Consider the following 23,345-nt stretch of genomic DNA (forward strand, 5'->3'; position numbering starts at 1 on the left):
CCGCTCGGTCGGGGGCGTCGCCTTACTCGCCGAAGCTGAGGGAGTTGCGGATCTGCTCGACGGACTCGAGCTGCTCGGCCGGGGCGAACCCGGCGTAGCCGACGTAGCCGGCGTCGGTCTCGATCACGGCGGTCAGCACCGTGACGTCTCCCACGGTGAAGGTGTGGAACTCGGCCGCCCTGGCGTCCACCCGGTACGGGGTGGCGGTGAGATCCTCGCCGACCGCGCCGCCGAGGTGCTCGGCGAGCGCCGCGTCGAAGGCCCCGCCCGCGGCGGCGATGTCGGCGTCCTCGCCCAGGCCCAGCCCTTCGGCGTCGAGCGTGCCGACGAAGACGGAGGCGGACTCGTCGGCGGCCGTGGCGCCGCTGGCGTCGGCGAACGCCGCGGGCGCCTCGGTGGCCTCGGCCCATCCCTCACCGGCGAGGAAGCTCAGGCCCGACGCCTCGTTGCCGAACGTCGACAGCTCGGCGGCAGCGGGCACAGTGGTCTGGATGGTTCCGGTCGGCTGGTCGTCCGAGCCGCTGGAGCCGGGGTTGAAGAGGATGAACCCGCCGACGCCGAGCGCGCCGGCGATGACGACGATGCCGATCAGCAGGAACCACAGCGGCCCCTTGCCGCCGCCCTTCTTCTTGCGCTGGATCTGCCCGGGCTGGGCGCCGCCCCAGGCGGGGCCGGCCGCGCCGGAGACCGGCACGAGCTGGCCGCCCTGGGGACCGAACTGGCCCCGTCCCGGCGAGACGGGAACACCCGAGGCCGGCGGCATGCCCGAGACGGGAACACCGGAGGCCGGCGGCATACCCGGGGCCATGCCGGGCATGCCGGACGCGGGCATCGACGAGACCGGCGACATGCCCGGGCCCATGGGCGAAGGCGGGCCGTCGAACGGGGAGATCGGCACGCCGGGCGGCGGCCCGAACGGCGCCTGAGGCTGGCTGCCGGGACCGCTCACGTACTTGACGGTGCCGTCGTCCTCCACGGGCGACTGCTGGTGCGTCGGAGACACGCGCTGGCTCTCCGGCGACCACGGCGGCGGCTCCTCCGTCGGGGGCTGCTCGTTGGGCCGGTAAACCGGAGGCTCTTGAGGAGACTGCGGCGGCTGCCAACCATCGGCCGGCGGCTGCGGGGTGTTGCTCATGATCGACTCACCAAAGAAAATATGGGCATCGGCACATCACTGTATGTGGGTAGCCTACGGGATCTGGCCCAATCCTAGAGTGACCGACGGTAGCGGTCGGCGGCAGCCACCACGGTGCATCCTGGAGGCATCGCCGGAGGTCCGCTCGAGGTCACCAGTGCCGGATTCGCGGCCTTTCGGGTCTGTGACACAGGCCCTTGGCCCTGGATGGGGTGCTCCCTGACAGGTCCGTTAGAATTACCGGGTTGCCCGCCGTGGGGGTGGGCGCTGAAACGTCAAAGCAGGAGTTTGGATTATGTCGAGCGTGTGTGAAGTCTGCGGCAAGCGCCCGGGCTTCGGCAACAACGTGCCGTGGTCCCACAAGAAGACCAAGCGTCGTTGGAACCCGAACCTGCAGACCATTCGCATCGCGACTGGCTCCGGTGACAACAAGCGCCGCGCCAAGGTCTGCACCTCGTGCCTCAAGGCCAACAAGGTGACCCGCTAAGGCCGCAGGCGAAGAGACTTCACGCCGCCGGGGATCTCCCCGGCGGCGTTTCGTCGTGCCGTGCTGGCAGAGCCGGCTCCCGCGCCCCTGCGCCTCGCCACCGGCCTCATTCTTGGGCGGTCCCTCACACCGGGCCGCTTGAGCGGTGCTTCATTGCCGGCTTCGCTACGGTGCTTCTCGAAAGTGGTCCCAACCGAGCGGACCGGTCCAGCGGCGGCCGTCGACGGTCACCCCCGAGCCCTCGTCGACCGCACCGATGCGCCACCAACCCTCGGGCAGGATCACCTCCGGAGGGAACGTCGCGGCCAAGGCGTGATCCTCGCCTCCCGACAGCAGCCACGTGAGCGAATCGGCTCCCAGCGCCTCGGCGGCGTTCGCCATCGGTTCGGGCACATCGAGCGTGCCCGTGTCGACGTCGATCGCAACCTCCGAGGACGCGGCGAGATGCCCCAGATCGGCGAGCAGGCCGTCCGAGATGTCGATCATGGCGCCGGCCCCCATGAGGGCGGCGTTCCTCCCCGCCGCGTACGGCGGCCTCGGCCGCCGGTAAGCGGCGACCAGCGCCCCGGGCGAGCGGAATCCGCGCGAGAGGACGAGCAGCCCGGCGGCGGACCAGCCCACCTTCCCTGCCAACGCCAGCACGTCCCCCGGCCTGGCGCCGCCCCTGGTGACCGGCGCGCGGCCCTCGAGGTCGCCGAGCGCGGTGACGGTGACGGTCAACTGCTCGCCGCGCGTGGTGTCGCCGCCGACGACGGCCGCGCCGACGGCCGCCGCCTCAGCCGCGAGACCGGAGGCGAGCCCTTCGAGCCATTCGGCGGGGGTGTCCTGCGGGGCCGAGACGGCGGCGAGCAGCGCGGTGGGCACCGCGCCCATCGCGGCGATGTCGGCGAAGTTCGCGGCGGCGGCCCGGTGGCCGACGTCGGTGGCGGAGCACCAGTCACGGCGGAAGTGGCGGCCGTCGATGAGCATGTCGGTGCAGGCGACGATCCGACCGTCCGGTGCGGTCACGACGGCGGCGTCATCGCCGGGTCCGAGCTCGACGGCGTCGGTGGCGGTGAAGTGCCTGGTGAATCGCTCGATCAGTTTGAACTCGCCGACCTCGGCAACGGTTTCGCTCACTATCGGTTCCAGTCTCGGGCAGTTGACGGTGCGGTCTGTACTGCGTAATCTTCGCTCAACGGTGATCGTGAGCCCGTCAGGCCCGCCCGTGTCGCCTTCCGGCCGCCGGACCCCTGATCGCCCGTGATCGTAGGGAGACCTGTCAATGGTGCAGGCGTACATTCTCGTGCAAACCGAGGTGGGCATGGCACAAGAGGTGTCCAGAGCCGTCTCGAAGATCGACGGCGTCGTGCGCGTCGACACCGTGACCGGCCCTTACGACGTGGTGATCCTCACCGAGGCCTCCACCGTCGACCAGTTGGGTGCTTCCGTGGTGAGTAAAGTCCAGCGGGTGGGCGGCATTACCCGCACGTTGACCTGTTCGATCCTGCACCTGTGAGGAGCGCCGTGGGGAAGTCGAAGCTTCCGGTCGTGCTGGCGACGGCGGTCGCGGTGCCGGTGGCGGTCGTCGCTGGCATCCTGGTGTTCAATCTCATCGCCCCGGCCGCCGATGACTCCCGCTTCGCCGAGGACGGCACGGACGCCGAGCTCGCGCCGGTGAGCGTCGAGGTCCCGCATCTGAGCGACGAGGACGCGGTGGTGTGCCTCGCGATGACCGCGAAAGCCCCCGAGACCGTGGCGGACCTGCCGGGCCGGCCCGTGGAGGGCGGCGAGCACGCCTCCGAGTTCGTGGTGGCGTACGGCGACCCGGCGGTGGTGGCGACCTGCGGCGTCGAACCCGTGGAGCTCGAGCCGACCGCGCCGATCTACCTGCTGAACGGCGTCTGCTGGTTCACCGAGGAGGACGGCGACGGCACCGAGTGGGTGACCGTGGACCGGCAGGTGCCGGTCGGCGTGACCGTGCCGTCCGAGCACGAACAGCCGGTGGACGTCCTCAACGGCCTGTCGCCGACGATCGCCGACGCGGTGCCGGCGTCCGAGGACGCGCCTTCCAACTGCTCATGATGGAGCGGTCGTTCTTCGCGCGCGATCCGGTGCAGGTGGCGCCGGAGCTCCTGGGCTGCCTGGTGACCGCGAACGGTGTCACGGTGCGCCTGACCGAGATCGAGGCGTACCGACAAGATGATCCGGCGTCGCATACGTTCCGGGGCCGCACCGCCCGCACGGCGACGATGTTCGGCCCACCGGGGCACCTGTACGTCTACTTCACCTACGGGATGCATTACTGCGCCAATCTCAGTTGCGGTTCCGACGGCTTCGGGGCGGGGGTGCTGCTGCGCGCAGGTGAGATCGTCGACGGAGTCGAGACCGCGCAAGCCAGGCGCGGGGAGCGGGTTCCATTCCGTGAGCTCGCACGTGGCCCGGCGCGGCTCGCACAGGCGATGGGCTGGGACCGGCGCGACGACGGGACCGACATGATCGGCGCGATCGAGTCCGGGAACCGCGAGCTCGCGGTGCAGGTCGGCCCGCGCACGGGCATATCAAAGGCCGCCGAGGTGCCGTGGCGCTTCTGGATCGCCGGGGACACGTTCGTCTCCCCGTACAAGCGCCACCCGAAGGCCCCAGCCGCCGAAGAGTTATCAGCGGCGGGACGGTCCATGCCGACTCGGTCGTCGATCCGGTAGCTGGTGCTGTGGATAGCTAGTGCTGAAGATGGCGCTGTAGGCGCTGTTGGCGCTGTTGGCGCTGTTGGCGCTGTTGGCGCTGTTGGCGCTGTTGGCGCTGTTGGCGCTGTACGCGCTGTAGATAGTGCTGTAGGTAGTGCTGGGCAGCGTGGGGAGGCCTGCAATGGCCGCCGATGCGCTGGCGACGACAGTGTCGTGGGCGCTCACTCTGCGCTGAGGCGGCGACGGTGAGGTGGCGGGACGGTCGGGGTCGCTGGCTGGGGTGGGCGCCGATGTGGCTCGGCGTGGGTGCCTGTTGAGACCGGCAATGGCAATCCGGTGCGCTGGCGGGGTCGGTGTTGTGGCTGGCCCGGCTGCGCTATGGCGGCGACAAAAACGGTGACAGGTGGGCTGGTGTTGGTTGGTCGGCGCGGAGGCGGGCGGTGGGCTCGTGCCGGGTCGGATTGAGTTCTGCCGTGAGACGGGTACGGGGTGGCTGATGGTCCGGTTCGGGGCCTGGACATGGAGAAGGGCTCGAACCGGGTGTCCGGTTTCGAGCTGGCCGCTTATGAGGCTCCTTCCCCGCCACGACATCCCGCAGCGGGCAGATTAAGACCGGCGGCGGCCTGTAGTCCGGTGCCGTTGCGGCGCTGACGAGGTCGCGAGTCCGCCTCGGTTCAGTCAGTGGTGTGGAAGTCTCGTATCCCTGTCCCGGTCCCGGTTCGGGTGCCGGTGGTGAAGCCGGTTCGGGTTCGGTCGCGGGTTGGGGTGCGGGTGTGATGAAGCGGGCTCGCACTTTCGCGCGGGCGGCTCTCGCGGCGGCCATGACCTGCTCGGTCTCGGCCTGCTCGGCGGCGGCTTCGAGGTCGGGTTTGAGTGTCTCCGACCATTCTTCGGGGTACAGGCCGGTGGGGAAGGCGTTCGCGATGTCCTCGGCGAAGCCCAGATCCAGGTCGGTGTCGGTGCGCCAGTCCGAGCAGCCGCACTTGAGGTCGGGGTCGGTGTCCTCGTGCCCGTCGTGGTGGACGATCAACGCTTTGCCCGGTCCGGTCTTCTGAATCGACCAGCCGGGGGTGTGGATGCGGCCGTGGTGGAAGCGGCACAGCAGGATCAGGTTCGCCGCGACGGTGGGTCCACCATTCGCCCAGTGGCGGATGTGGTGGGCTTCGGTCCACTGCACGGGGGCGTGGCAGCCGGTCCAGGCGCACCCGCCGGGCTGCTCGAGTTCCAACTTCCTGCGCAGCGCCGAGTTCGGCAGGCGCAGGGCACGCCCGAGTTCGATCGCTTCGCCGGTGCGGTAGTTGAACACGTTGGGGATCACCAGGCCCTCACACGCGAGCAGGCGGGCCTTCCCGAGGCTGATCGGGTCGCCTTCCAAGGTGGCCACGCGTCCGGTGTCGTCCCCAGCCAGGGTCTCGATGTCGACCGACAGGTGCAGGATGGCGGTGTGCCCGTGCCGCTTGGCCGCGTTCGGGTCGGCCCCGTGGGTCGCGAGCACCTGGTGGAACGCCTCGGCCCGGCGATTCGCCGCAGGCGGCAGCGACCCATCCTGGTCGACTTCATCCTGCCGGGGCGGGGGCACGGCGGTGGTCAGGAGCTTGGCGAACAGCTTCCCGGTATCCGCAGACAGGAGCCCGGAGAGGACGAACATGCCGTTCTCGGTCTCCACCAAGTCGAGCCGTTGCAACGACTGCTGCCCGAGCCCGTCCAACAGCTCCTCACCCGAGTCGAGGACGGCTTGGAGCTCGTCGAGCTGGGCGTGCACGTCTTTCACCGTCGCGTGGATGCAGTACTCGGCGACCAGATGCTCCGGCGTCGGGCAGAGCGTGTCCGCGTCGAACGGGGAAGGGACAGGCTCGCGGTAGGGAGTCCGGGCGTACACGCGGAGGGCCTTGGTCGCGTCCAGACGGCGCACGGCCGCCGCGACCCGGTCGATCCGCGCCCGAGCCGACGTGGCGGTCTCAGCGAGGACGGTGAACTTCCCTGCCGTGCGGGCGATCGCCGCAAGATCAGCAGCCGTGCGTAGGTGGAAGTCGAAGGTGGCGACCAGCCATTCGCGGAGCGCGGAGAAGCCGTCGCAGTCGCGGTGGATGTTCCAGGCTTTCGCCTCGATCACCCGGGCGAGGATGTCCGCGTGGAGGGCGTTGATGGCGGCAGCCGCCTCATCGAGATCGGTGTGGATGACCTTGGCGCGCTCGGTCCGCTCGGTCCTGCTGGGCTTCATGCTCGCCTTGGCCATCTGACACCTCCCTCGGTCCTTGAGGTCTCGTACGAACCTGCTGCTTCCGCCGGTTCGTGCTATACCTCTATTCTCCCAGGTCACAAGACCCCTGTCATCACCCATTAGGGTGGGAAAACACTCACGTTTCGACCGCTCAGAGCCACGAGCGCCCTGCGCTGCAAGCGAAACCGGGAACTAAGGAACCGCCCTGGCCGTGCAGAGGCACATCCCACCGGCATGCCCGCTGACCCGACCTCCACAAAGAACTCAGCTCTTCGTCGCCGCCCGGTTGAACCCGCACTCAAACGGACCCGCACCCGACGTCCGACCCCCACAGGCTCCTACCTCGTCGTCGCTGCGCCTGAACTCGCACCCACGCGCACCCCGAGCCGCCTCCGAACGGTGCCCTACGGCGCCCTACGGCGTCCTACGGCGCCCTATGGCTCCCTATGACGGCCTACGGCCACTCGCTCAGCTCCACATCGAAGTGCTGCGAGGCCATCAGCTCCCTAAACGCCTGGTGCGCGTCCGGATCGGCATGGATCTCGGAATTGCGGCCCTCGGCATCGGGCGAGGAGAAGTACACGATCGCCTTCAAACGCGGATAGTGCGCCAACTGCTCGGCGGCCGCCCTGAACACGGTCTCCTGATGGTCGGGATACTCCTCTTCACTGAACACGCCCCACTCGGCGAGCATGATCGGCTTACCCGGATGGTTCTGCCCCACCCAGTGGTAGAACCCGGGCCACGAGCCGTCCTTGGTCTGGTCGATGATCTCGGTGAAATCGGAGTGCCCGTCGTCCGAGAGGGACTGCCCGTACCCCGACAGGCCGATCCAGTCGACGACGTCGTCGCCCGGATAGAGCTTGTCGTGCCAGGGCATGTCCACCCACTTGAGGTAGCCCATGTAGTTCATGACCGTCACGAGATTGTCGACGCCCTGGGCTCGCATGAACTCGATGACGTAGCGGTACATGTCGGCGTAGTCCTTCGGCTCCATCCCCGAGCCGGCCCGCTCGATCACATCGTTCTCCGGCTCGTGGTGGACCGTGAAGAAGAACGGCTTGTCGAAGTTCGTCTTGATGTGCTCGGCCAGCCGCGTGAGATAGGCGTCGATCTCGGGATCGCCGGCGGCGATCTGCGCCCAGGTCGCCATCCGCGGCTTCCAGTTGATGAACAGCGTCCTGGGGTTGTCGGGATCCTCGGTGAGCGCGATCTGGTCGGGAGTGGGGAACAGCCTCCCGTCGGCCCGCTCATAGGCGTGGTAGATCTGCTGCGTGTGCCCGGCATCCTGTTCGAATTCGAGGAAGGCCTCCTCCTTGTCGCGTCCGGTATGGGCGCCGGCGGCGGCGCCGACCAGCGCCCCGCAGCTCGGCATGAGCTTCTCGTCGGTCGCGCACCTGCCGAGGTTGCTCTCGGCTTGGCCGCCTTCGGGCACGAACGGCACCGGGTCGGCCGGGGTCGCAGACGGGCTCGGTGTCGCGCTGGGCGTGGGACTCGGCGTCGGTTCGGGCGCGGAGACGGTCCACAGTCGCGGTCCCCTGTCGTCGACGCGTCCGCCCTCGAATTCGAGGTAGGAGTCGCGGTCGGGGGTGGAGATCGCGAATCCGTAGCGACCGGGCGCGTCGATGGCGCCGGTGACGTCGAAGACGACCTCGGTGGTGGTCGCGTCGACGTGTGCGACGTCCCAGACGCGCCCGTAAGGCGGGGAGGAGGAGGCGGTGAGCGAGCACAGGCACGAGACGGGGCGGACCGAGGAGATCTCGATCATCATCGCCTCGCTGTCGGGCGGGATGAGCACGGGCAGCCGCACCTCGGCGGTGTGGGCGGGCGCCACTGTGGACTCGTCAATGGCGAACTGGAGGTGGGTGACGCTGATGCCGAGGCCGTCGCTGGTGCCGACGGGCAGCGCGCTGGGCTCGGCGGGCGCGGACCCCTCGATGCCGGTGGCGGTGAACGACGCGGCGACGGGTTCGTGTTCGGCGGTCTGCTCGAGTTCGTCCTCCCAGGCGGGCACGGTCTCGGTGGTCCGCTCCCTGTCGGCGCCGACGCCGTAGCCGACGATGAAGCCCGCGAGCACCAGCGGGACGGCGGCAAGGAGGGCGACGAGGCCCCGTCCGGTCCTCAGTGGCAGTCCTGGCTGCGAGTTCGGCTTGCTCATTTCGTCCCCACCCCACGGGAGTCCGGTTGTGACGGTCGCTCAAAATGCGCGAATCAACATGATAACGAACGAGTTGGTCTTTAATGGTCGGTTGACACAAGAACCACGCCCGTATCGGTGATGGTTTCCGGTCGAGCGACACACCCCCGTCACTTATCGGGGCGGTGCCTCGTTACTTGAGCGAGAGCCCAAGAACGAGAAAGGCATTCGCGTTGAGGACCCCTGCCGCCCGCACGCTCGCCGACTACGGCATCATCGCCCGCCGCTCATGGTGGCTCATCGTCGGCACCGTCGCCGCCGCGCTCGCGGCCGGGCTCGGCTACACCGCGGTCACCGAACCGGTCTACGAGTCCACCGCCTCGGTCCTGGTGCTCCCCACCGCTACCGACACGGACGTCGCCGGGGCCCGCACGCCCGGGCCGGTCAACCTCGACACCGAGGCCCAGATCGTCAAGTCCACCGACATCGCCCAGGCCGCCGCCGAGCGCCTGTCGGCGCCCTCCAGCGACGAGCTGTCCAAGCGCGTCTCGGTCGCCGTGCCGCCCAACACGTCGGTGCTGGAGATCAGTTTCCGCGCCGACGACCCCGAGGAGGCGAAGACCGGCACGGTCGCCTTCAGCGAGGCCTACCTGAACCACCGCCAGGCCGGAGCCAGCACCTCGCTCGAGAACGCGATCACCACCGCGCAGACGAGCCTCGACAGCCTCAACGCCGAGATCGCCGACATCGAGCGCGATCTCGACTCGCTCGACTCCGACGCCGACGGCACCGCACTGGAGTCCAGCCTGGACAACCTCAACGGCCAGGCCGGCGAGATCGAGTCCGAGATCGCGGCCCTGGAGGCCGAGCAGGACGCGATCACGCCCGGGCGCATCATCAACCGGCCCGCCGTGCCCGAGGCGCCGGTCTCACCGAACGCCGCGCTCAACCTCGCCGCCGCACTCGGCCTGGGCCTGCCGCTCGGCCTCATGCTCGCCTGGGCGCGGCACCGGCTCGCCCGGCGCGTCGCCTACCCGGTCGACCTCGTCGAACGCTGCGAGCTCGACGTCCTCGGCTCGGTGCCGAAGTCGGTGAAGTTCCAGCGCCGCGAGGTCTTCGCGGCCTACAGCCCCGGCGGGCGGGTCTTCTCCCAGATGCGCAACGTCGTCTCTTCCCAGCTCACCGAATCCCAGCGCGTCGTGGTCGTGGCCGGGGTCGCGCCCGGCCCGGCCGCCAGCGTCGTCGCCGCGAACCTCGCCACCGCGATGGCCCGCGCGGGCGACCGCGTCACCGCCGTCGCCGCCAACCCGAGCACCACCGTGGGCCTGCCCGAGCTGTTCGGCACCGAGTCGGTCCCGGGCCTGGCGGACGTGTGGTCGGGGCGCGTCGACCTCAGCGAGACCATGCGGGCCGCCCCGCGGCAGCCGAGCCTGGCGGTCATCGGGCCCGGCGCCGCCGCTCGCGCGACCGGCCCCACCAGCGAGGCCGCCGCCGAGACGTTCACCAAACTCGCCGAGGCCGGCCGGTTCGTCGTGGTCGACGCCCCACCGCTGTCGTGCTCGGCCGACGCGCAACTGCTGGCCGCGCACGCCGACGCGGTGATCCTGGCCGTCCAGGCGCGGCGCGACACGGTCGGTCAGACCGCCGCCGCGGCCGACGCGATGCGCCAGATCGACGCCTCGATGCTCGGGGCGGTCCTGTTGCCGAACGTGCTGGGGCCCATGAACAACGTGCCGATGCCGGGGATTCGCCGCGAGCCGCCGTCCCGCCCGGCGGAGCCCACCGCCGATGAGACGCCCACGGACTCGCTCGAGGCGGTCGAGGAGCCCACGGAGACCGTGAAACTCGACGCCTCGCAAGCCTCCGCCGGGCGCGCGGCCGAGTCGTGATGACCCTCACCGGAGCGGTGCGGACCGCCCGCACCGCCGCGGCAGCGCCGGGCTCGGTCCCCTCGCGCGAGGGCGCGGCGCTGACGTGGCTGCTCGCCGCCTACCCGCTGTGGTGGGCCCTGGGCATGGGCGTCCTCGTCATTCCGTTGGTCGCCGCGCTCGGGGCCGTTGGGCTGATGCGCCGCAGGACCATCGCCGTCCCGCCCGCGTTCGGCTGGTGGCTGCTGTTCCTGCTGGCCGTGACGCTCAGCCTCGCCAATCTCGGTGTGGACCCGCCCGGCACGGTCGCGGGCTCGTGGATCTCGAATCTTCCGGGCGCGACGTTCCGCCTGGGCTTCTACTGCTGCGTCACCCTGATCGTCCTGTGGGCCTACAACCTCGTCGCCGAGGGGCGCTACCCGAAGGAGCGCCTGATCCGGCTCCTGGCGTGGCTGTTCGTCGTCACCGTCGCCGGCGGCCTGCTCGGCACGTTCGCGGGCGGCTTCGAGTACACCTCGCCGGTGGAGGCGCTGCTGCCGAAGTCGGTGGCCGCCGACGGCTTCGTCCAGTCGCTGGTGCACCCGGCCGCCGCGCAGACGATGGACTTCCTCGGCTACGAGACGCCGCGCCCGGCGGCGCCGTGGGGCTACACCAACACGTGGGGCAACAACTTCGCCATCACCGTCGTGTGGCTGGTGGTGGCCGCCTTCTGCTTCCCGCTGCGGCGGCGCTGGCGCCTGGCGGCCACGGCGCTGCTCATCGTCTCGCTCGTGCCGGCCGTGTACTCGATGAACCGGGGCCTGTGGCTCGGCCTGGCCGCCATCGCGGTCTTCGCGGCCCTGCGGCTGCTCGTGTCGGGCAGGCCCGCCGGGATGGTCGCGCTCGGCGGCGCCGGGTGCGCCGCAATCCTGCTCGTCGTGCTCACGCCCCTGGGGACGGTGGTGCAGGCCCGGCTCGACAACGGCCATTCCGACGACGGCCGCGCCTTCTCCTCCGAGCGCGCCACCGAACTGGTGGTGCAGCACTCCCCCGTGCTCGGCTTCGGCTCGACCCGCAAGACCCTCGGCTCGGGCGAGTCGATCGCCGTGGGCCCCACGCCCGAATGCCCCAGGTGCGGCGGGCGCACCCTCGGCGGCAACGGCCAGCTGTGGCAGGTCATGTTCGCCCACGGCGCGGCCGGGACGGTCACCTACCTCGGATTCGCCCTCACCGTGCTGTGGCGCTTCAGATCCGATCACTCCGCCGTCGGCATCGCCGGCTCGGCGGTCATCGGCTTGTCGCTGCTGTCGATGTTCTACTACAACGCCCTGGTCACGCCCCTGCTGCTCACGCTCCTCAGTTACGTGCTCCTCGCCGCCAACCGAATACCGGTGCCTACGGGAACAACAACGGAGAAGCCATGAGCCGAGCCCTGCAAACGGCCGACGACCTGCGTCGCCGCGCCACCTACCTCGCCGAGGTGGTCGACCAGCTGTATCCCCGGGCGGGTGAGGAGAAGCGCCCGTACATCGTCGTGCCCAACCGGCGCAAGCCGCGCGTCCTCATCCCGGCCGCGAACCGGAAGGTCGCCGCCGGGGCGCTCGCCCGCTACTCGCGGCCCGCCGCCAAGGGCGCCCGCGCCAAGCGCGACGCCGCGGTGTGGGCGCTGCGGCTCGGCCTCGACCGCCTCCTGCTGCCCCACCGCATCCAGGTGTCGGCCGCCGAAGGCATCGACGACCACCTCAGCGCCGTTCTGGGCCACGAGGTCCACCTGAGCATCCACATCGGTCCGGCCCGGGCGAACCGGAAGCCGGTGCTCCAGATCCTCGACGGCGACGCCCGCACCGTCGCCTTCGCCAAGCTCGGCGTCAACGCGCTCACCAGGGAGCTGGTGGAGGCCGAGACCGCCGCCACCCGCCGGCTCGGCGAGTGCTGCCACCTGCGGCGCCTGCGCGTCCCCGAGCTCCTGCACGCGGGTGCCTGGCGCGGCCACAACCTCATGGTCACCTCGGCGCTCCCGGCCTGGACCGAACCGGTCGATACCGGCGAGACCCGCCGCATCGAGGCGATGCGCGAACTCGCCGAGGTGGCCGGGATCGTCCGCTCGCCGCTGGCGGAGTCGGACTACGCGGCCCGGCTTCGCGGCCGGCTGGGGGCGCTCGCCGCGCGCGGCGAGAGCGAGGCCGACACCCTCGTGCACGCCGGCACGACGCTGTTGGACCGGTTCGCCCGCGTCGAGCTCACGTTCGGGGCCTGGCACGGCGACTGGTCGCCGTGGAACACCTGCGAGGCGGCCGACATGATCTACCTGTGGGACCTGGAGCGATTCGAGACCGGCGTGCCGTACGGCTTCGACGCCGTCCACTACCGGCTCCAGGACGACATCGTCACCCACCAGGTCGACCCCACCACGGCGGTCCTGCTGCTCGCCGCCAACTCCTCGGCCGTGCTCGCCCCCATGGGCGTCGCGCCCAACGAGGCCGAGCCCACGACGCTGCTGTACCTGGTGGACCTCGCGGCCCGCTACATGGGCGACCAGGCGGAACAGGCCGGGGCCGCGCTCGGCGCACTCGGGCGCTGGCTGCTGCCCACGCTGCTGCGGCACATCGCGAGGCAGCGCGATGCGTGAAGCACGGCGCGAGGCAGCGCGACGTCTCAGCACTGCGGACTGTTAGGAGCATCGTTTGAGCGAGCGAACACTGCGGGAGCGCGTGCCGACTCCCGTCAAGGCCGTCGTCGGCCATTCCACGCGCACCTTCGGGCGCCTGACCTCGGCGTCCCGGATCCTTCCGGGGCTCCTGATATGCGGCGGCCAGCGCTGCGGCACCACGTCGCTGTACCGGGCCCTCGCGCAGCACCCGGCGATTCTCAAGGCCGTGTGCCACAAAGGCATCCACTACTTCGACACGTCGTACGACCGGGGCCTGTCCTGGTATCGGGCGCACTTCCCCACCAAGGCCGTCGTCAGGCGCGTCGCCGACCACACCGGGCTCGCGCCGATCGGCTTCGAGTCCAGCCCGTACTACCTGTACCACCCGCTCGCCGCGCAGCGCTTCGCCCGCGACCTGCCGGGGATCAAAGTCATCGTGCTCGTCCGCGACCCGGTCGAGCGGGCCTGGTCCCACCACGCGCACGAGGCGGCGCGCGGCTTCGAGGACATCGCCGACTTCGAGGCGGCCGTCGAGGCCGAACCCGAGCGCCTCGCCGGCACCGAGGAACGGCTGCGCCTCGACCCGCACCACTACAGCTTCGCCCACCAGCACCACGCCTACGTCGCGCGCGGACGCTACACCGACTACCTGGAGCCGCTCGCCAAGATGGTGGGCCGCGACCGGGTCCTGGTGCTCGACTCCGGGGAGTTCTTCTCCCGGCCCGAAGACGCGTTCGAGCGGGTCCTGCGCTTCCTCGGCCTGCCGTGGCTCGGCGAGTTCGCGTTCGCCCGGCACAACGCGCGCGGGCGGCCCTCGCCGATGTCGGCGGCGCTGCGGCGGCGCCTGACCGAGCACTACGAGCCGTACGACGCCCGGCTCGCCGAGTGGCTGGGCGGGACGCCGAGTTGGAGACACTGACAGCCGCCAGAACGGGGCCGGAGCGAAACGAGCTGCGCGGGACGGCGCGCGGCGGCATGGTCAACCTCGTCGGCGCGATCATCGCCGGCGGCGGCGGTCTGGCGGTCACCTGGCTGGTGGCCGTGGCGCTCTCCCCCGCGGAGGCGGGCGCGTTCTTCGCGGTCACTTCGGTGTTCCTCGTCGTCGGGGCCTTGGCGCGTCTGGGCACGCCGACGGGGCTGGTGTACTGGGTGGCGCGGCTGCACAAGTCCGGCCGCGACGCGGCGATCGGCTCGGTGCTGCGCACGGGTCTGTGGCCGGCGACGATCGCCTCGGCCGCCGCCGCGGTGGCGCTGTTCGCCGCGGCGCCGATGTTCGCCCGTCCCGAGCTGGTGCGGCTCGTCGCGGTGTTCGTCCCGGCGTCGGTCCTCCTCGAGGCGCTGCTGGCGGTCACGCGCGGTTACCGGCTCATGGGTCCTACGGTCCTGATCGACAAGTTCGGGCGCACGCTGGCGCAGCTGGCCGCGCTCGGAGCGGTCGCGGTGACGGGGACGGCCTCGGCGCTGACGGTCACCGCCGCGTGGTCGCTGCCGTACCTGCCGGCCGCGCTCGCCGCCGGCTGGTACCTGTGGCGTCGCCGTCGATGCCGTATCGAGGCGGGGTTCCCCGACCGGGTGGACGCGCGCGCCTTCTGGGGCTTCACCGCGCCCCGGGCCGTGGCGGGGGTCGCGCAGATCGGCCTGCAGCGACTCGACATCATCCTGGTGGCCGCGCTCGCCGGTCTCGGACCGGCGGCGGTCTACACGGTCGCGACCCGGTTCGTCATCGTGGGGCAGTTGGTCTCGGGCGCGGTCGGGCAGGCGGTGCAGCCCAGGGCCGCGGCGGCGATGGCCGCCGGGGAGGCGCCGTCGGCGCGCGGGCTCTACCAGGCGTCCACGGCGTGGATCGTGGCGCTGACCTGGCCGGTGTACCTGGCCGTGGGGTTCGGCGCCGACTGGTACCTGCGGCTGTTCGGCGGCGAGTACGCCACCGGAGAGGCGCGGACGGTGGTGTGGATCCTGGTGCCGGCCATGATGTTCAGCGCCGCGTGCGGGGTGGTCGACTCGATGCTGGCGATGGCGGGGAAGACCTCGTGGCAGCTGGTCGACGTGACGATTTCACTGGCCGTCAACGTGGCGTTGAACGTGGCGTTGATCCCTTCCCTCGGCGTCGTCGGCGCGGCGATCGCGTGGGCGGCGGCCGTGTTGGTGAATAATCTGATTCCACTCGCGCAATTGTGGCGAACCTTCGGACTCCACCCGTTCGGCGCGTTGACGAGGCGGGCGCTGGCGGCGACCGGCGTCGGTTTCGGTGCGCTGCCGCTCGCCCTTGGCGTGTTCGGCGGGACGTGGGCGCTGCTCGCGCTCGCGGCGGCGGGCGTCGCGTGGGCGGTGGCGCTGTTGCGCTACCGGCACAGGATCTAACACCTTCCGATTTGGGGGATATTCGTGGCTGCCAACTACACCGAGGTCTTCCAGGACCCGACCGCGGTCGAGAAGTACGCCGAGCGCACCTACGCGCCCGGGACGTTCTCGTCGATCGTGAGCTCACGTCAGACCGGCTGGCTGCGAGGGTTCGTGCCGACCGCGTTCGCGCTGCCGCCGGTCCACCATGATTTCGCCTGCGGCACGGGCCGGGTGGCGCGGATGCTGTCGGGCCTGGTGGAGGTCTCGCACGGCTACGACACCTCTGAGGCGATGCTGGCGAAAGGCCGTGAGCTGGGCACGCCCGGCCATGCGCACCTGGTCGGGCCGGGCGGGGCGGCCCCGGAGGTCGTGCCGGGACGGCCGGCGCTGGTGACGGCGTTCCGCTTCGTGCTGAATGTGGACGCCGGGCTGCGCGACCAGTTGTTGGACTTCGCGTCGGCGGCGCTGCCAGACGCCGACGCGGGGCTGCTCATGGTGGAGAACCACGGGAACGCCTCCTCGCTGCGGCATCTGCGCAAGACGTTCGGGCGCGTGGACGCCTCGACGTGGTTCCAGGAGCTGTCGCACGAGCAGATGCGGGCGCTGTTCGACCGGCACGGCTACGAGCTGGTCGGCATTCAGGGCTTCACGCTGTTCACGCAGGGCTGCTACCGGGCGCCGGTGTCGTGGTTCGCGCGGGGTGTCGACGGAGTGCTGGCCTCGCCGCTGTCGAAGCGGTGCACCGACGTCGTGTACGTCGCGCGCCGGCGCTGACGGTCGTACGGCTCGCCGGCTTGGCCGGCCGACGCCGGGAGCGGGGTTCGTCCTCCGCGCTTCGGGTACGACTGAGAGGTCAGTCGGCGTCCCAAGCCAGGAGGCACAGCGATGCGGAACTCGGTTCGGCTGCGGTTGACGGCCGCGGCGATGATGGCGGCCCTCCTCGGAGGCTGCGTCGAAGGCGGTGACCAGGGCCGGGACGGCGAGGGGAGCGGAGAGCCGGGGACCGTGCCGTTGCAGGTGATGGACCAGGGCGGCCAGACGCTCGCGTTCATACCGGTGAGCATCTCCGGCGAGGGACCGTTCCAGTTCGCCCTCGACACGGGCGCCTCCATATCCGCGGTGGACGTCGACGTCGCCGACGATCTCGGCCTGCCGACCACCGGCGAGTCCCGGGAGATGACCGGTATCTCCGGCAGCGGGCGAGTGGAGATCGCCGAGGTCGACGAGTGGCACATGGGGGACGTGGCGCTCGACACGACCGAGATCGCCCTGATCGATCTGCCGGAGCGCGAGCACGGCGAGGATCTCGAAGGGCTGCTCGGATCGGACGTGCTCAGCGGGTTCGGCGAGATCGTCATCGACTTCGACGAACAAGTGCTGCGGCTGCCCGAATACGACGGCGGTTCCTGAGCCGGCTGCCGCTTGCGCCCGCGTCGGCGCTTGACCGCCGGAAGGCCCTCTCCTCGTCGCAGCCCGGCTCGGCCGTTGCGGGGTTCGCAGCCGCCCGGGACAGCACCGCTAGCGGCCCCGCCCCCGCTGGGCGGCGGCCGAGGCCATCAGCCGCAGCGCCTCGGGGACGTCGTTGAGCAGGTAGCGCCGGGCCAGTCGGCGCGGCTCGGAGGCGAGCCGGAACAGCCATTCGGTGCCGCTGCGCTGCATCCATTTCGGGGCGCGGCGCCGGTATCCGGCGATGAAGTCGATGCTGGCGCCGCAGCCGAGGAACCAGGCCCGGGGAGCGACGGAGCGCAGGCGCACCATCACGTGCTCCTGCTTCGGGAAGCCGAGGCCGACGTAGACCAGGTCCGGCGCGGCGGCGTCCATGCGGTCGAGCAGGGCCCTCCAGTGCGCCTCGTCGCGGTCGAAGCCCATCGGCGGGCACCACGCCCCCACGACCTTCAGTCCCGGGTAGCGGCGTTCGAGGACGGCCGCGGCCCGCTCGGTGGGCCTGGCGGCCCCGTCGGGCGTGCCGCCGAGCAGCGCGACCTTCAGGCCGCGGAGGGAGGCGGCCGCCGAGAGGCTCCACACCAGGTCCGATCCGGCGACCCGCTCGGGCAGCGGCGTCCCCGCCACTTTGGAGGCCCACACGAGCGGCGCGCCGTCGGCCACGACCAGCTCGGAGGCCTCGATGATGGCCCGCAGCCGGCGGCTCGCCCTGGAGGCGGCGACGATGTCGACGTTGGGCGTGACGATCTGCCCGCCGCGACCGGACTCGATCGCGTCCAGTACGCGGTCCACCGCCTGATGTTCGTTCACCGGATCGATACCGATGCCTCCCAGGCGGATCCGGGGCGTGAGTACACTGTGGGACTCGCCTTGCCGCGAAGGGCCAAACCGCTCCATGCCATCAGACGCTAAGGCCAGGGGCGGCATTTTCCGGGATTTTTCACTTCAGGGCGTGTCCTCGACCCCACCCAGAGTCGTTATACCGACACAGGGACACGCGACGAGGAGAAGTGGGAGCGGCATCAGTGAGCGTCAAAATCGCCGATACGGCAGAGCAGTCCGATAACCCCGTCAAGGTGGTGTTCATCGGAGGCCTGGGCCGCAGCGGCACGACGCTCCTGGAGCGGCTGCTCGGGCAGCTGCCGGGCGTGATGCCGCTCGGCGAGATCACCCACCTGTGGGAGCGGGACCTGCTGGGCAACGAGATGTGCGCCTGCGGGGCCACGTTCTCCTACTGCGAGTTCTGGCAGCGGATCGGCGAGGCCGCCTTCGGCTCCTGGGAGGACGTCGACGTCGAGCGGCTCGGCGCGCTCAAGTCCACGGTGGACCGCACGCGGCACATCCCGGCGCTGGCCTCCAAGAAGCTCGCGCCCGCGCAGCACCAGCTGGTGCGCGAGTACGTCTCCTATTTCGAGAAGGTCTACCAGGCGGCCGCGGCCGACACGAACGCCCGCGTCGTGGTGGACTCGTCCAAGCACGCCTCGCTGGCGTACTGCCTGCGCTGGTCGCCGAACATCGACCTGCGGGTGCTACACGTCGTGCGCGACTCGCGCGGCGTGGCCTACTCGTGGACGAAGCAGGTGCGGCGCCCCGAGTCGCCCACCGGCGACCAGATGACCCGCTACTCCCCCGCCAAGGCCGCGATGCTGTGGAACGCGCAGAACGCCGCGTTCAGCCTGCTGGCGCGGCGCGGGGTGCCGGTGCGGCGGGTGCGCTACGAGCGGATCATCCAGCGTCCCCGCAAGGTCGTCGCCTCCTTGGCGCGGTTCTGCGACCTCGATCTGGTCGAATCCGACCTCAACTTCATCGGCGACGGCTGGGCCGATCTGGGCCCGAGCCACTCGGCGGCCGGGAACCCGATGCGGTTCACCGTGGGGCGCATCCCGATCCGCACCGACGAGGCGTGGGCCGACGACATGGCCGGCGGCACCCGCCGGATGGTCTCGACGCTGACGCGCCCGCTGCTGGGCCGCTACGGATATCTGGACGACGACGAGGGCGCCCCGCAGGAGCAGCCCGTGAGCGAGGTGGCGAGCGGTGAGTGAATGGCCTTCGATCGGGGTGGTCGTCCCGACGCACGACCGGCCCCGGCAGGTGCGCGCGGCGCTGCGATCGGTACTCACCCAGTTCTATCCCGGCCGCATCGAAGTCGTCGTGGTCTTCGACCGCGCCGATCCCGACGAGGAACTCGTCGCCGAAGGGGACCGCCCGGTGCGGGTGGTGAAGAACGAGCGCACGCCCGGGCTCGCCGGGGCCCGCAACACCGGGATCACCGCGCTCGAGACCGACCTGGTCGCCTTCCTCGACGACGACGACGAGTGGCTGCCCGGCAAACTCCCGGCGCAGGTGGCCGCGCTCGGCACCGAAGCCGAGATGTGCACGACCGCGATCGAGGTCGACTACCGCGGACGGCGCAACGCGCGATTCGCCCACAAGGCCACGATCCGGCACGTCGACCTGCTGCGCTCGCGCATGATGATGCTCCACTCCTCCACGTTCGTCTTCCGCCGCTCGGCCCTGCTGGGCGGCCTCGGCCTGGTCGCCGAGGACGCCCCGGGCAGCCAGAACGAGGACTGGGACATGCTGCTGCGCGCCGCGCGGCGCCGCCCGATCGCCCACGTGGACACCCCCTTCGCCCTGATCAACTGGGCCGGCTCGCACTTCGAGACCAGCTGGGACACCAAGATCTCATCGCTGCGCTGGATCCTCGAGCGGCACCCCGAGATCCACGGCAGCCCCGAGGGCTCGGCGCGCGTCTACGGCCAGATCGCCTGCTGGCACGCCGCCATCGGCGACCGCAGGGAGGCCCTGCGCTGGGCGGCCAAGGCGGCGAAGTCGAACCCGAGCGAGCCGCGCACGGCCGTCGCGGCGGCCGCGGCCGCCGGCATCGTCGGCGTCCCGACGGTCATGGCGGCCCTGCACCGGCGCGGCCGGGGCATCTGAGCCGCGGCCGTTCAGCGCCGGTTCAACGCTTGTCCGCCCGTTATTCACGTCTTATCCGGGGCTTAACGGGCGCACTTCTACCTTGATCCTCAGACCACTTGAGCCCCAAGGGCTCGGACGCCACACCGCTCTGAGGAGAGAAGCCGTGACCCTCACGCTCGCACTCGCACTGCCCATCGACCTGTTCGCCATCACCGTGCTCGCCTGCGCGATCTACTACCGCCGCCACCAGCGAGCCGACCTGGCGCTCGCCTACGTCGCGCTCAACGTCGGCGTCTTCGCCGTCTCGGCACTCATGCTCTCCCAGCAGATCAGCCTCGGCCTCGCGTTCGGACTGTTCGGGGTCCTGTCGATCCTTCGCCTGCGCTCCGACCAGATCTCCCAGCGCGACGTCGGCTACTACTTCACCGCGCTCGCGCTCGGCCTCATCAACGGCATCGGCGGCTCCCGGCCAGTCGTCATGATCGGCCTGACCGCCCTGCTCGTGCTCACCATGTACGTCGCCGACCACCCGCGCCTGTCGGGCCGGTCCCGGCACCGGATCGTCATCCTCGACACCGTCCACCGCGACGAGTCCGGCCTCCGCACCGACCTGGAGCGGCGACTCGACGCCCAGGTGACCCGCTTCGACGTGATCGACACCGACTACGTGCGCGAGACCATGACCGTGGACGTGCGCTTCCGGCCGCTGCCCGCACCCGTCGCGAACGCCGACCGCACCTTCCCGCTCGCGAGGACCCGATGAGCACTCCGCTGGACGCCTTCCCCCCGGTCGACCTCGCGACCGTCGTCGGCGCCGCGAACCTCCAGGTCCGCGTCGACGCCAAATACCTGCTCACCCTCGACGACCACGCGCGGTTCCGCGACCGCCTCGCCGCGACCGGCGCCTGGTCGTGCCTCGAGGTCTCCGGACGCCGGCGCTTCGCGTACGAGACCGTCTACTTCGACACTCCGGATCTGCTCACCTACCGGCAGCACCGCCAGGGGCGACGGCGGCGCTTCAAGGTCCGCACCCGCAGCTACGCCGACTCCGGCGAATGCGCCTTCGAGATCAAGCTCAAGGGCGCCCGCAGCGACACCGTCAAGGAGCGCCTCGACTACCGGACCGCCGACGCCGAGCGGCTGACTCCGGAGGCGGCCGAGCACCTCGCCGCGACGCTGTGGCGCGCCTACCGAATGACCGTCCCGCTCGGGATGGCGCCGCGCCTGCGCACCGACTACCGCCGGCACACGCTCGTCGACCTGGACGATGGCGTGCGCGTCACCTGCGACGAGGACCTGCGCTGCGTCGCCGCTACCGGCGCGGCCACGGCACGGCCGCTGTGTCTGGTGGAGGTCAAGTCGGCCCGGCCCGGCGGCGCGGCCGAGCGGCTGCTGTGGGAGCTGGGGGCCAGGCCCGTCCCGGTCAGCAAGTACTGCCTGGCCGCCGCCGTCCTGTTCCCGCGGCTGCGCGCGAACCCATGGGCCCGCGCGATGCGCGAATGCTTCGGACCGGTCAGCCCAGTTCGAGACGGATGAGCGCGCCGATCCCGCCGGGACCGCGCCCGAAGAAGATCTGCCCGCCCGAGGAGGCGGCCGCCCGGCGGGCGATGTCGAGCCCGAGTCCGGTCGACCCGCCCTCGCTGCGGCCGCGCTCGAACACCGCCGGGTTCGACAGGCCAGGACCTTCGTCGGCCACGTCGATGACGGCCCCGCCCTCGTGGCGCGGGGCCAGGCGCACGTCGAAGGCGGTCCCGTCCGGGGTGTGCGCGAAGACGTTCGCCAGCAGCGCGTCCATCGCCGCGGCCAGCTCCTCGGCATCGAGGCGCACCGGCAGCGGGCCCGGCACGAGCCGCACGCGGCATTCGCGAGCGGTGTCCTCGGCCAGCGCGGACCAGAACTCGACGCGTTCGGCCACCACGGCGGCGGCGTCGCAGCGCCCTTCGGAGCGGCCCGGACGCCGGGCGTCGCGGATGGCGGCGTTGACGGCCCGTTCGACCTCGCCGATCGCCTGGTCGACCGTCTCGCGTTCAGTCGGGTTCGACAGGGATTCGGCTTCGAGGCGGAGCACGGTCAGCGGGGTGCGGAGCCGGTGGGACAGGTCGGCGACGCGTTCGCGTTCGGCTTCGAGCAGTTCCTTGATGCGGTCGGCGAGCGTGTTGAGCGCGGTGCCGACGCGGCGCAGCTCGGCGGGACCGTCGGCGTTCGCGCGGGCCTCCAGGTCGCCTGCGGCCAGGCGCTTCGAGACGGCGGCGAGGTCGTCGAGCGGCACGAGCAGGATTTTGGCCAGCCGCGAGGCGAGGAGCAGCCCGAAGGCCAGCAGCGCCAAGGCGATCGCGCCGAGCAGGAGCCAGGAGCGGCCGACGCCGGCCGTCAACTGGCGGTCGTCCACATAGGCGCGGACGACGACGTTGCCTTCGGGCACGCCGACGGCGAAGAGGATTTCGCGGCCGCCTTCGGTCTCGGCGGTCAGGGAGCGTCCGGTGGCGGCCAGTTCGACGGCCGCGGAGCGGGGCGCGTCGGCGCCGAGGACGGTGCCGTCGGGCCAGAACACCGTCATCGGATGGTCGGTGTCGGCGTTGAGGCCTTCGACCGCGGCTTCCATCGCGGCCTTGTCGGTGATGGCGACGATCCTGGTGAGCGCCTGGGCGTCCTGGGAGGCGCTGGCGACGGCGCGGTCGGCGGCGGTGTTGCGCAGGAGGATGCCCAGCGGGATCGAGAACGCCAGGAGGATGAGGGTGGCGGTGGCGGCGACCAGAAGCGTCAGGCGGGCCCTCATGCGGGCGCCTCGGTCCCGGGGTCGACGAGTTTGACGCCGACGCCGCGCACGGTGTGGAGGAAGCGGGGGCGTTGCGCGGTCTCACCGAGTTTGCGGCGGAGCCAGGCGAGGTGGACGTCGACGGTCTTGTCCGCGCCGCCGAACGGCAGGTCCCACACGTCGGTCAGCAGCCGTCGTTTGGCGACGACCTCGCCGGCCCGGCTGGCGAGGTAGTACAGCAGGTCGAATTCCTTGGGGCTCAGGTCGAGCCGCTGCCCGTCAAGATGGACGAGGCGCCCGCGGGGGTCGACGCTCAGGGAACCGACGGTGACGGTCTCGTCGGTCTGGGAACCGGTGCCGGTGCGGCGCAGCACGGCTTGGATGCGGGCGTCGAGCTGGCGGGCGGTGAACGGCTTGATCACGTAGTCGTCGGCGCCGGCGCCGAGCACGCGGACGATCTCGTTCTCGTCGTCGCGGGCGGTGGCGACGATGACCGGCACGTCGGAGACGCCGCGCAGCATCCGGAGCATGTCGCCGCCGTCGAGATCGGGCAGCCCGAGGTCGAGGACGACCAGGTCGGGACGGTGGTCGACCGCGGCGCGCAGTCCGGTCATCGCGTCGGGCGCGGAGGCGACCTGGTGGTCCAGCTCGCGCAGCGAGCGCAGCAGGGCGGTGCGGACGCGCTCGTCGTCTTCGATCAGCAGCAGCTGTGCCATGCAGGGGACTCTATGCCGCC

The 23,345-nt window shown here is 71.1% G+C and carries 22 protein-coding genes; 15 read left to right on the forward strand and 7 right to left on the reverse strand.

The genetic code is table 11. The features are described 5' to 3' along the window. Positions 1-22: 22 nt before the first annotated feature. Positions 23-1,003: a hypothetical protein gene (locus ACYVK3_RS01010; RefSeq protein ID WP_460495368.1), complete on the reverse strand. Its 981-nt coding sequence runs from the start codon at positions 1,001-1,003 to the stop codon at positions 23-25. Positions 1,004-1,430: 427 nt separating this feature from the next. Between ACYVK3_RS01010 and rpmB the strand changes: the two genes are divergently transcribed. After that, on the forward strand, positions 1,431-1,622 hold the full coding sequence (rpmB, locus tag ACYVK3_RS01015) for a 50S ribosomal protein L28 (RefSeq protein ID WP_026922383.1): 192 nt from the start codon (positions 1,431-1,433) through the stop codon (positions 1,620-1,622). A 165-nt stretch (positions 1,623-1,787) separates the two neighbouring features. Here the strand turns inward: rpmB and ACYVK3_RS01020 are convergent, their stop codons facing one another. Next, the gene (locus ACYVK3_RS01020) at positions 1,788-2,741 is read right to left on the reverse strand and encodes a thiamine-monophosphate kinase (RefSeq protein WP_460495369.1); all 954 of its coding nucleotides are present in this window, start codon (positions 2,739-2,741) and stop codon (positions 1,788-1,790) included. Positions 2,742-2,886: 145 nt separating this feature from the next. Here ACYVK3_RS01020 and ACYVK3_RS01025 point away from each other — a divergent pair, with 145 nt between their 5' ends. Genes ACYVK3_RS01025 through ACYVK3_RS01035 form a run of 3 tightly spaced genes read left to right on the forward strand, consistent with a single transcriptional unit; the run spans position 2,887 to position 4,306 of the window. Further along, entirely contained in the window at positions 2,887-3,120 is a 234-nt protein-coding gene (locus tag ACYVK3_RS01025) for an Lrp/AsnC ligand binding domain-containing protein (RefSeq protein WP_460495370.1), read from the forward strand. An 8-nt stretch (positions 3,121-3,128) separates the two neighbouring features. Beyond that, complete coding sequence (locus ACYVK3_RS01030; protein WP_460495371.1) at positions 3,129-3,686, forward strand: DUF3515 domain-containing protein; 558 nt, start codon at positions 3,129-3,131, stop codon at positions 3,684-3,686. After that, entirely contained in the window at positions 3,683-4,306 is a 624-nt protein-coding gene (locus tag ACYVK3_RS01035; protein WP_460495372.1) for a DNA-3-methyladenine glycosylase, read from the forward strand. The genes ACYVK3_RS01030 and ACYVK3_RS01035 overlap by 4 nt, the downstream gene beginning before the upstream one ends. A 358-nt stretch (positions 4,307-4,664) precedes the next feature. Here the strand turns inward: ACYVK3_RS01035 and ACYVK3_RS01040 are convergent, their stop codons facing one another. Both ACYVK3_RS01040 and ACYVK3_RS01045 read right to left on the reverse strand, forming a co-directional pair. Then, on the reverse strand, positions 4,665-6,524 hold the full coding sequence (locus tag ACYVK3_RS01040; protein ID WP_460495373.1) for an HNH endonuclease signature motif containing protein: 1,860 nt from the start codon (positions 6,522-6,524) through the stop codon (positions 4,665-4,667). 439 nt (positions 6,525-6,963) lie between these two features. Then, the gene (locus tag ACYVK3_RS01045) at positions 6,964-8,667 is read right to left on the reverse strand and encodes a glycoside hydrolase family 26 protein (protein WP_460495374.1); all 1,704 of its coding nucleotides are present in this window, start codon (positions 8,665-8,667) and stop codon (positions 6,964-6,966) included. A gap of 212 nt (positions 8,668-8,879) precedes the next feature. Between ACYVK3_RS01045 and ACYVK3_RS01050 the strand changes: the two genes are divergently transcribed. The 7 genes from ACYVK3_RS01050 to ACYVK3_RS01080 all read left to right on the forward strand — a co-directional run bounded on the left by ACYVK3_RS01050 (position 8,880) and on the right by ACYVK3_RS01080 (position 16,896). Next, complete coding sequence (locus ACYVK3_RS01050) at positions 8,880-10,535, forward strand: Wzz/FepE/Etk N-terminal domain-containing protein (RefSeq protein WP_460495375.1); 1,656 nt, start codon at positions 8,880-8,882, stop codon at positions 10,533-10,535. Next, positions 10,535-11,917 carry a hypothetical protein gene (locus ACYVK3_RS01055; RefSeq protein WP_460495376.1) on the forward strand — a complete coding sequence of 461 codons (1,383 nt, stop codon included), beginning with the start codon at positions 10,535-10,537 and terminating at the stop codon, positions 11,915-11,917. Before ACYVK3_RS01050 ends, ACYVK3_RS01055 begins: the two co-directional genes overlap by 1 nt. After that, on the forward strand, positions 11,914-13,122 hold the full coding sequence (locus tag ACYVK3_RS01060; RefSeq protein ID WP_460495377.1) for a hypothetical protein: 1,209 nt from the start codon (positions 11,914-11,916) through the stop codon (positions 13,120-13,122). The genes ACYVK3_RS01055 and ACYVK3_RS01060 overlap by 4 nt, the downstream gene beginning before the upstream one ends. Positions 13,123-13,177: 55 nt before the next feature. Then, positions 13,178-14,062 (forward strand): sulfotransferase family protein, encoded by an 885-nt coding sequence (locus ACYVK3_RS01065; protein ID WP_460495378.1) that lies wholly within the window; start codon positions 13,178-13,180, stop codon positions 14,060-14,062. Beyond that, positions 14,050-15,504: an MATE family efflux transporter gene (locus tag ACYVK3_RS01070; protein WP_460495379.1), complete on the forward strand. Its 1,455-nt coding sequence runs from the start codon at positions 14,050-14,052 to the stop codon at positions 15,502-15,504. Before ACYVK3_RS01065 ends, ACYVK3_RS01070 begins: the two co-directional genes overlap by 13 nt. Before the next feature lie 24 nt (positions 15,505-15,528). Beyond that, positions 15,529-16,260, forward strand: a complete 732-nt coding sequence (locus ACYVK3_RS01075) for an SAM-dependent methyltransferase (protein ID WP_460495380.1) — start codon at positions 15,529-15,531, stop codon at positions 16,258-16,260. A gap of 111 nt (positions 16,261-16,371) precedes the next feature. After that, positions 16,372-16,896 carry an aspartyl protease family protein gene (locus tag ACYVK3_RS01080; protein ID WP_460495381.1) on the forward strand — a complete coding sequence of 175 codons (525 nt, stop codon included), beginning with the start codon at positions 16,372-16,374 and terminating at the stop codon, positions 16,894-16,896. A 108-nt stretch (positions 16,897-17,004) separates the two neighbouring features. Here ACYVK3_RS01080 and ACYVK3_RS01085 read toward each other — a convergent pair whose 3' ends face one another. Beyond that, positions 17,005-17,721 carry a WecB/TagA/CpsF family glycosyltransferase gene (locus ACYVK3_RS01085; protein ID WP_460495382.1) on the reverse strand — a complete coding sequence of 239 codons (717 nt, stop codon included), beginning with the start codon at positions 17,719-17,721 and terminating at the stop codon, positions 17,005-17,007. Positions 17,722-17,954: 233 nt separating this feature from the next. Here ACYVK3_RS01085 and ACYVK3_RS01090 point away from each other — a divergent pair, with 233 nt between their 5' ends. From ACYVK3_RS01090 to ACYVK3_RS01105, 4 genes are all read left to right on the forward strand, one after another. After that, positions 17,955-18,974: a sulfotransferase gene (locus ACYVK3_RS01090; protein ID WP_460495383.1), complete on the forward strand. Its 1,020-nt coding sequence runs from the start codon at positions 17,955-17,957 to the stop codon at positions 18,972-18,974. Continuing rightward, positions 18,967-19,872 carry a glycosyltransferase family 2 protein gene (locus ACYVK3_RS01095; RefSeq protein ID WP_460495384.1) on the forward strand — a complete coding sequence of 302 codons (906 nt, stop codon included), beginning with the start codon at positions 18,967-18,969 and terminating at the stop codon, positions 19,870-19,872. The genes ACYVK3_RS01090 and ACYVK3_RS01095 overlap by 8 nt, the downstream gene beginning before the upstream one ends. 145 nt (positions 19,873-20,017) lie before the next feature. Next, the gene (locus tag ACYVK3_RS01100; protein ID WP_460495385.1) at positions 20,018-20,617 is read left to right on the forward strand and encodes a DUF4956 domain-containing protein; all 600 of its coding nucleotides are present in this window, start codon (positions 20,018-20,020) and stop codon (positions 20,615-20,617) included. Then, the gene (locus ACYVK3_RS01105) at positions 20,614-21,390 is read left to right on the forward strand and encodes a polyphosphate polymerase domain-containing protein (RefSeq protein ID WP_460495386.1); all 777 of its coding nucleotides are present in this window, start codon (positions 20,614-20,616) and stop codon (positions 21,388-21,390) included. The genes ACYVK3_RS01100 and ACYVK3_RS01105 overlap by 4 nt, the downstream gene beginning before the upstream one ends. Here the strand turns inward: ACYVK3_RS01105 and ACYVK3_RS01110 are convergent. Beyond that, positions 21,368-22,630: a HAMP domain-containing sensor histidine kinase gene (locus ACYVK3_RS01110; RefSeq protein ID WP_460495387.1), complete on the reverse strand. Its 1,263-nt coding sequence runs from the start codon at positions 22,628-22,630 to the stop codon at positions 21,368-21,370. The genes ACYVK3_RS01105 and ACYVK3_RS01110 overlap by 23 nt on opposite strands. Further along, positions 22,627-23,325 (reverse strand): response regulator transcription factor, encoded by a 699-nt coding sequence (locus ACYVK3_RS01115; protein WP_460495388.1) that lies wholly within the window; start codon positions 23,323-23,325, stop codon positions 22,627-22,629. The genes ACYVK3_RS01110 and ACYVK3_RS01115 overlap by 4 nt, the downstream gene beginning before the upstream one ends. Positions 23,326-23,345 lie beyond the last annotated feature (20 nt).

It is taken from the genome of Glycomyces tarimensis, from assembly GCF_054776215.1.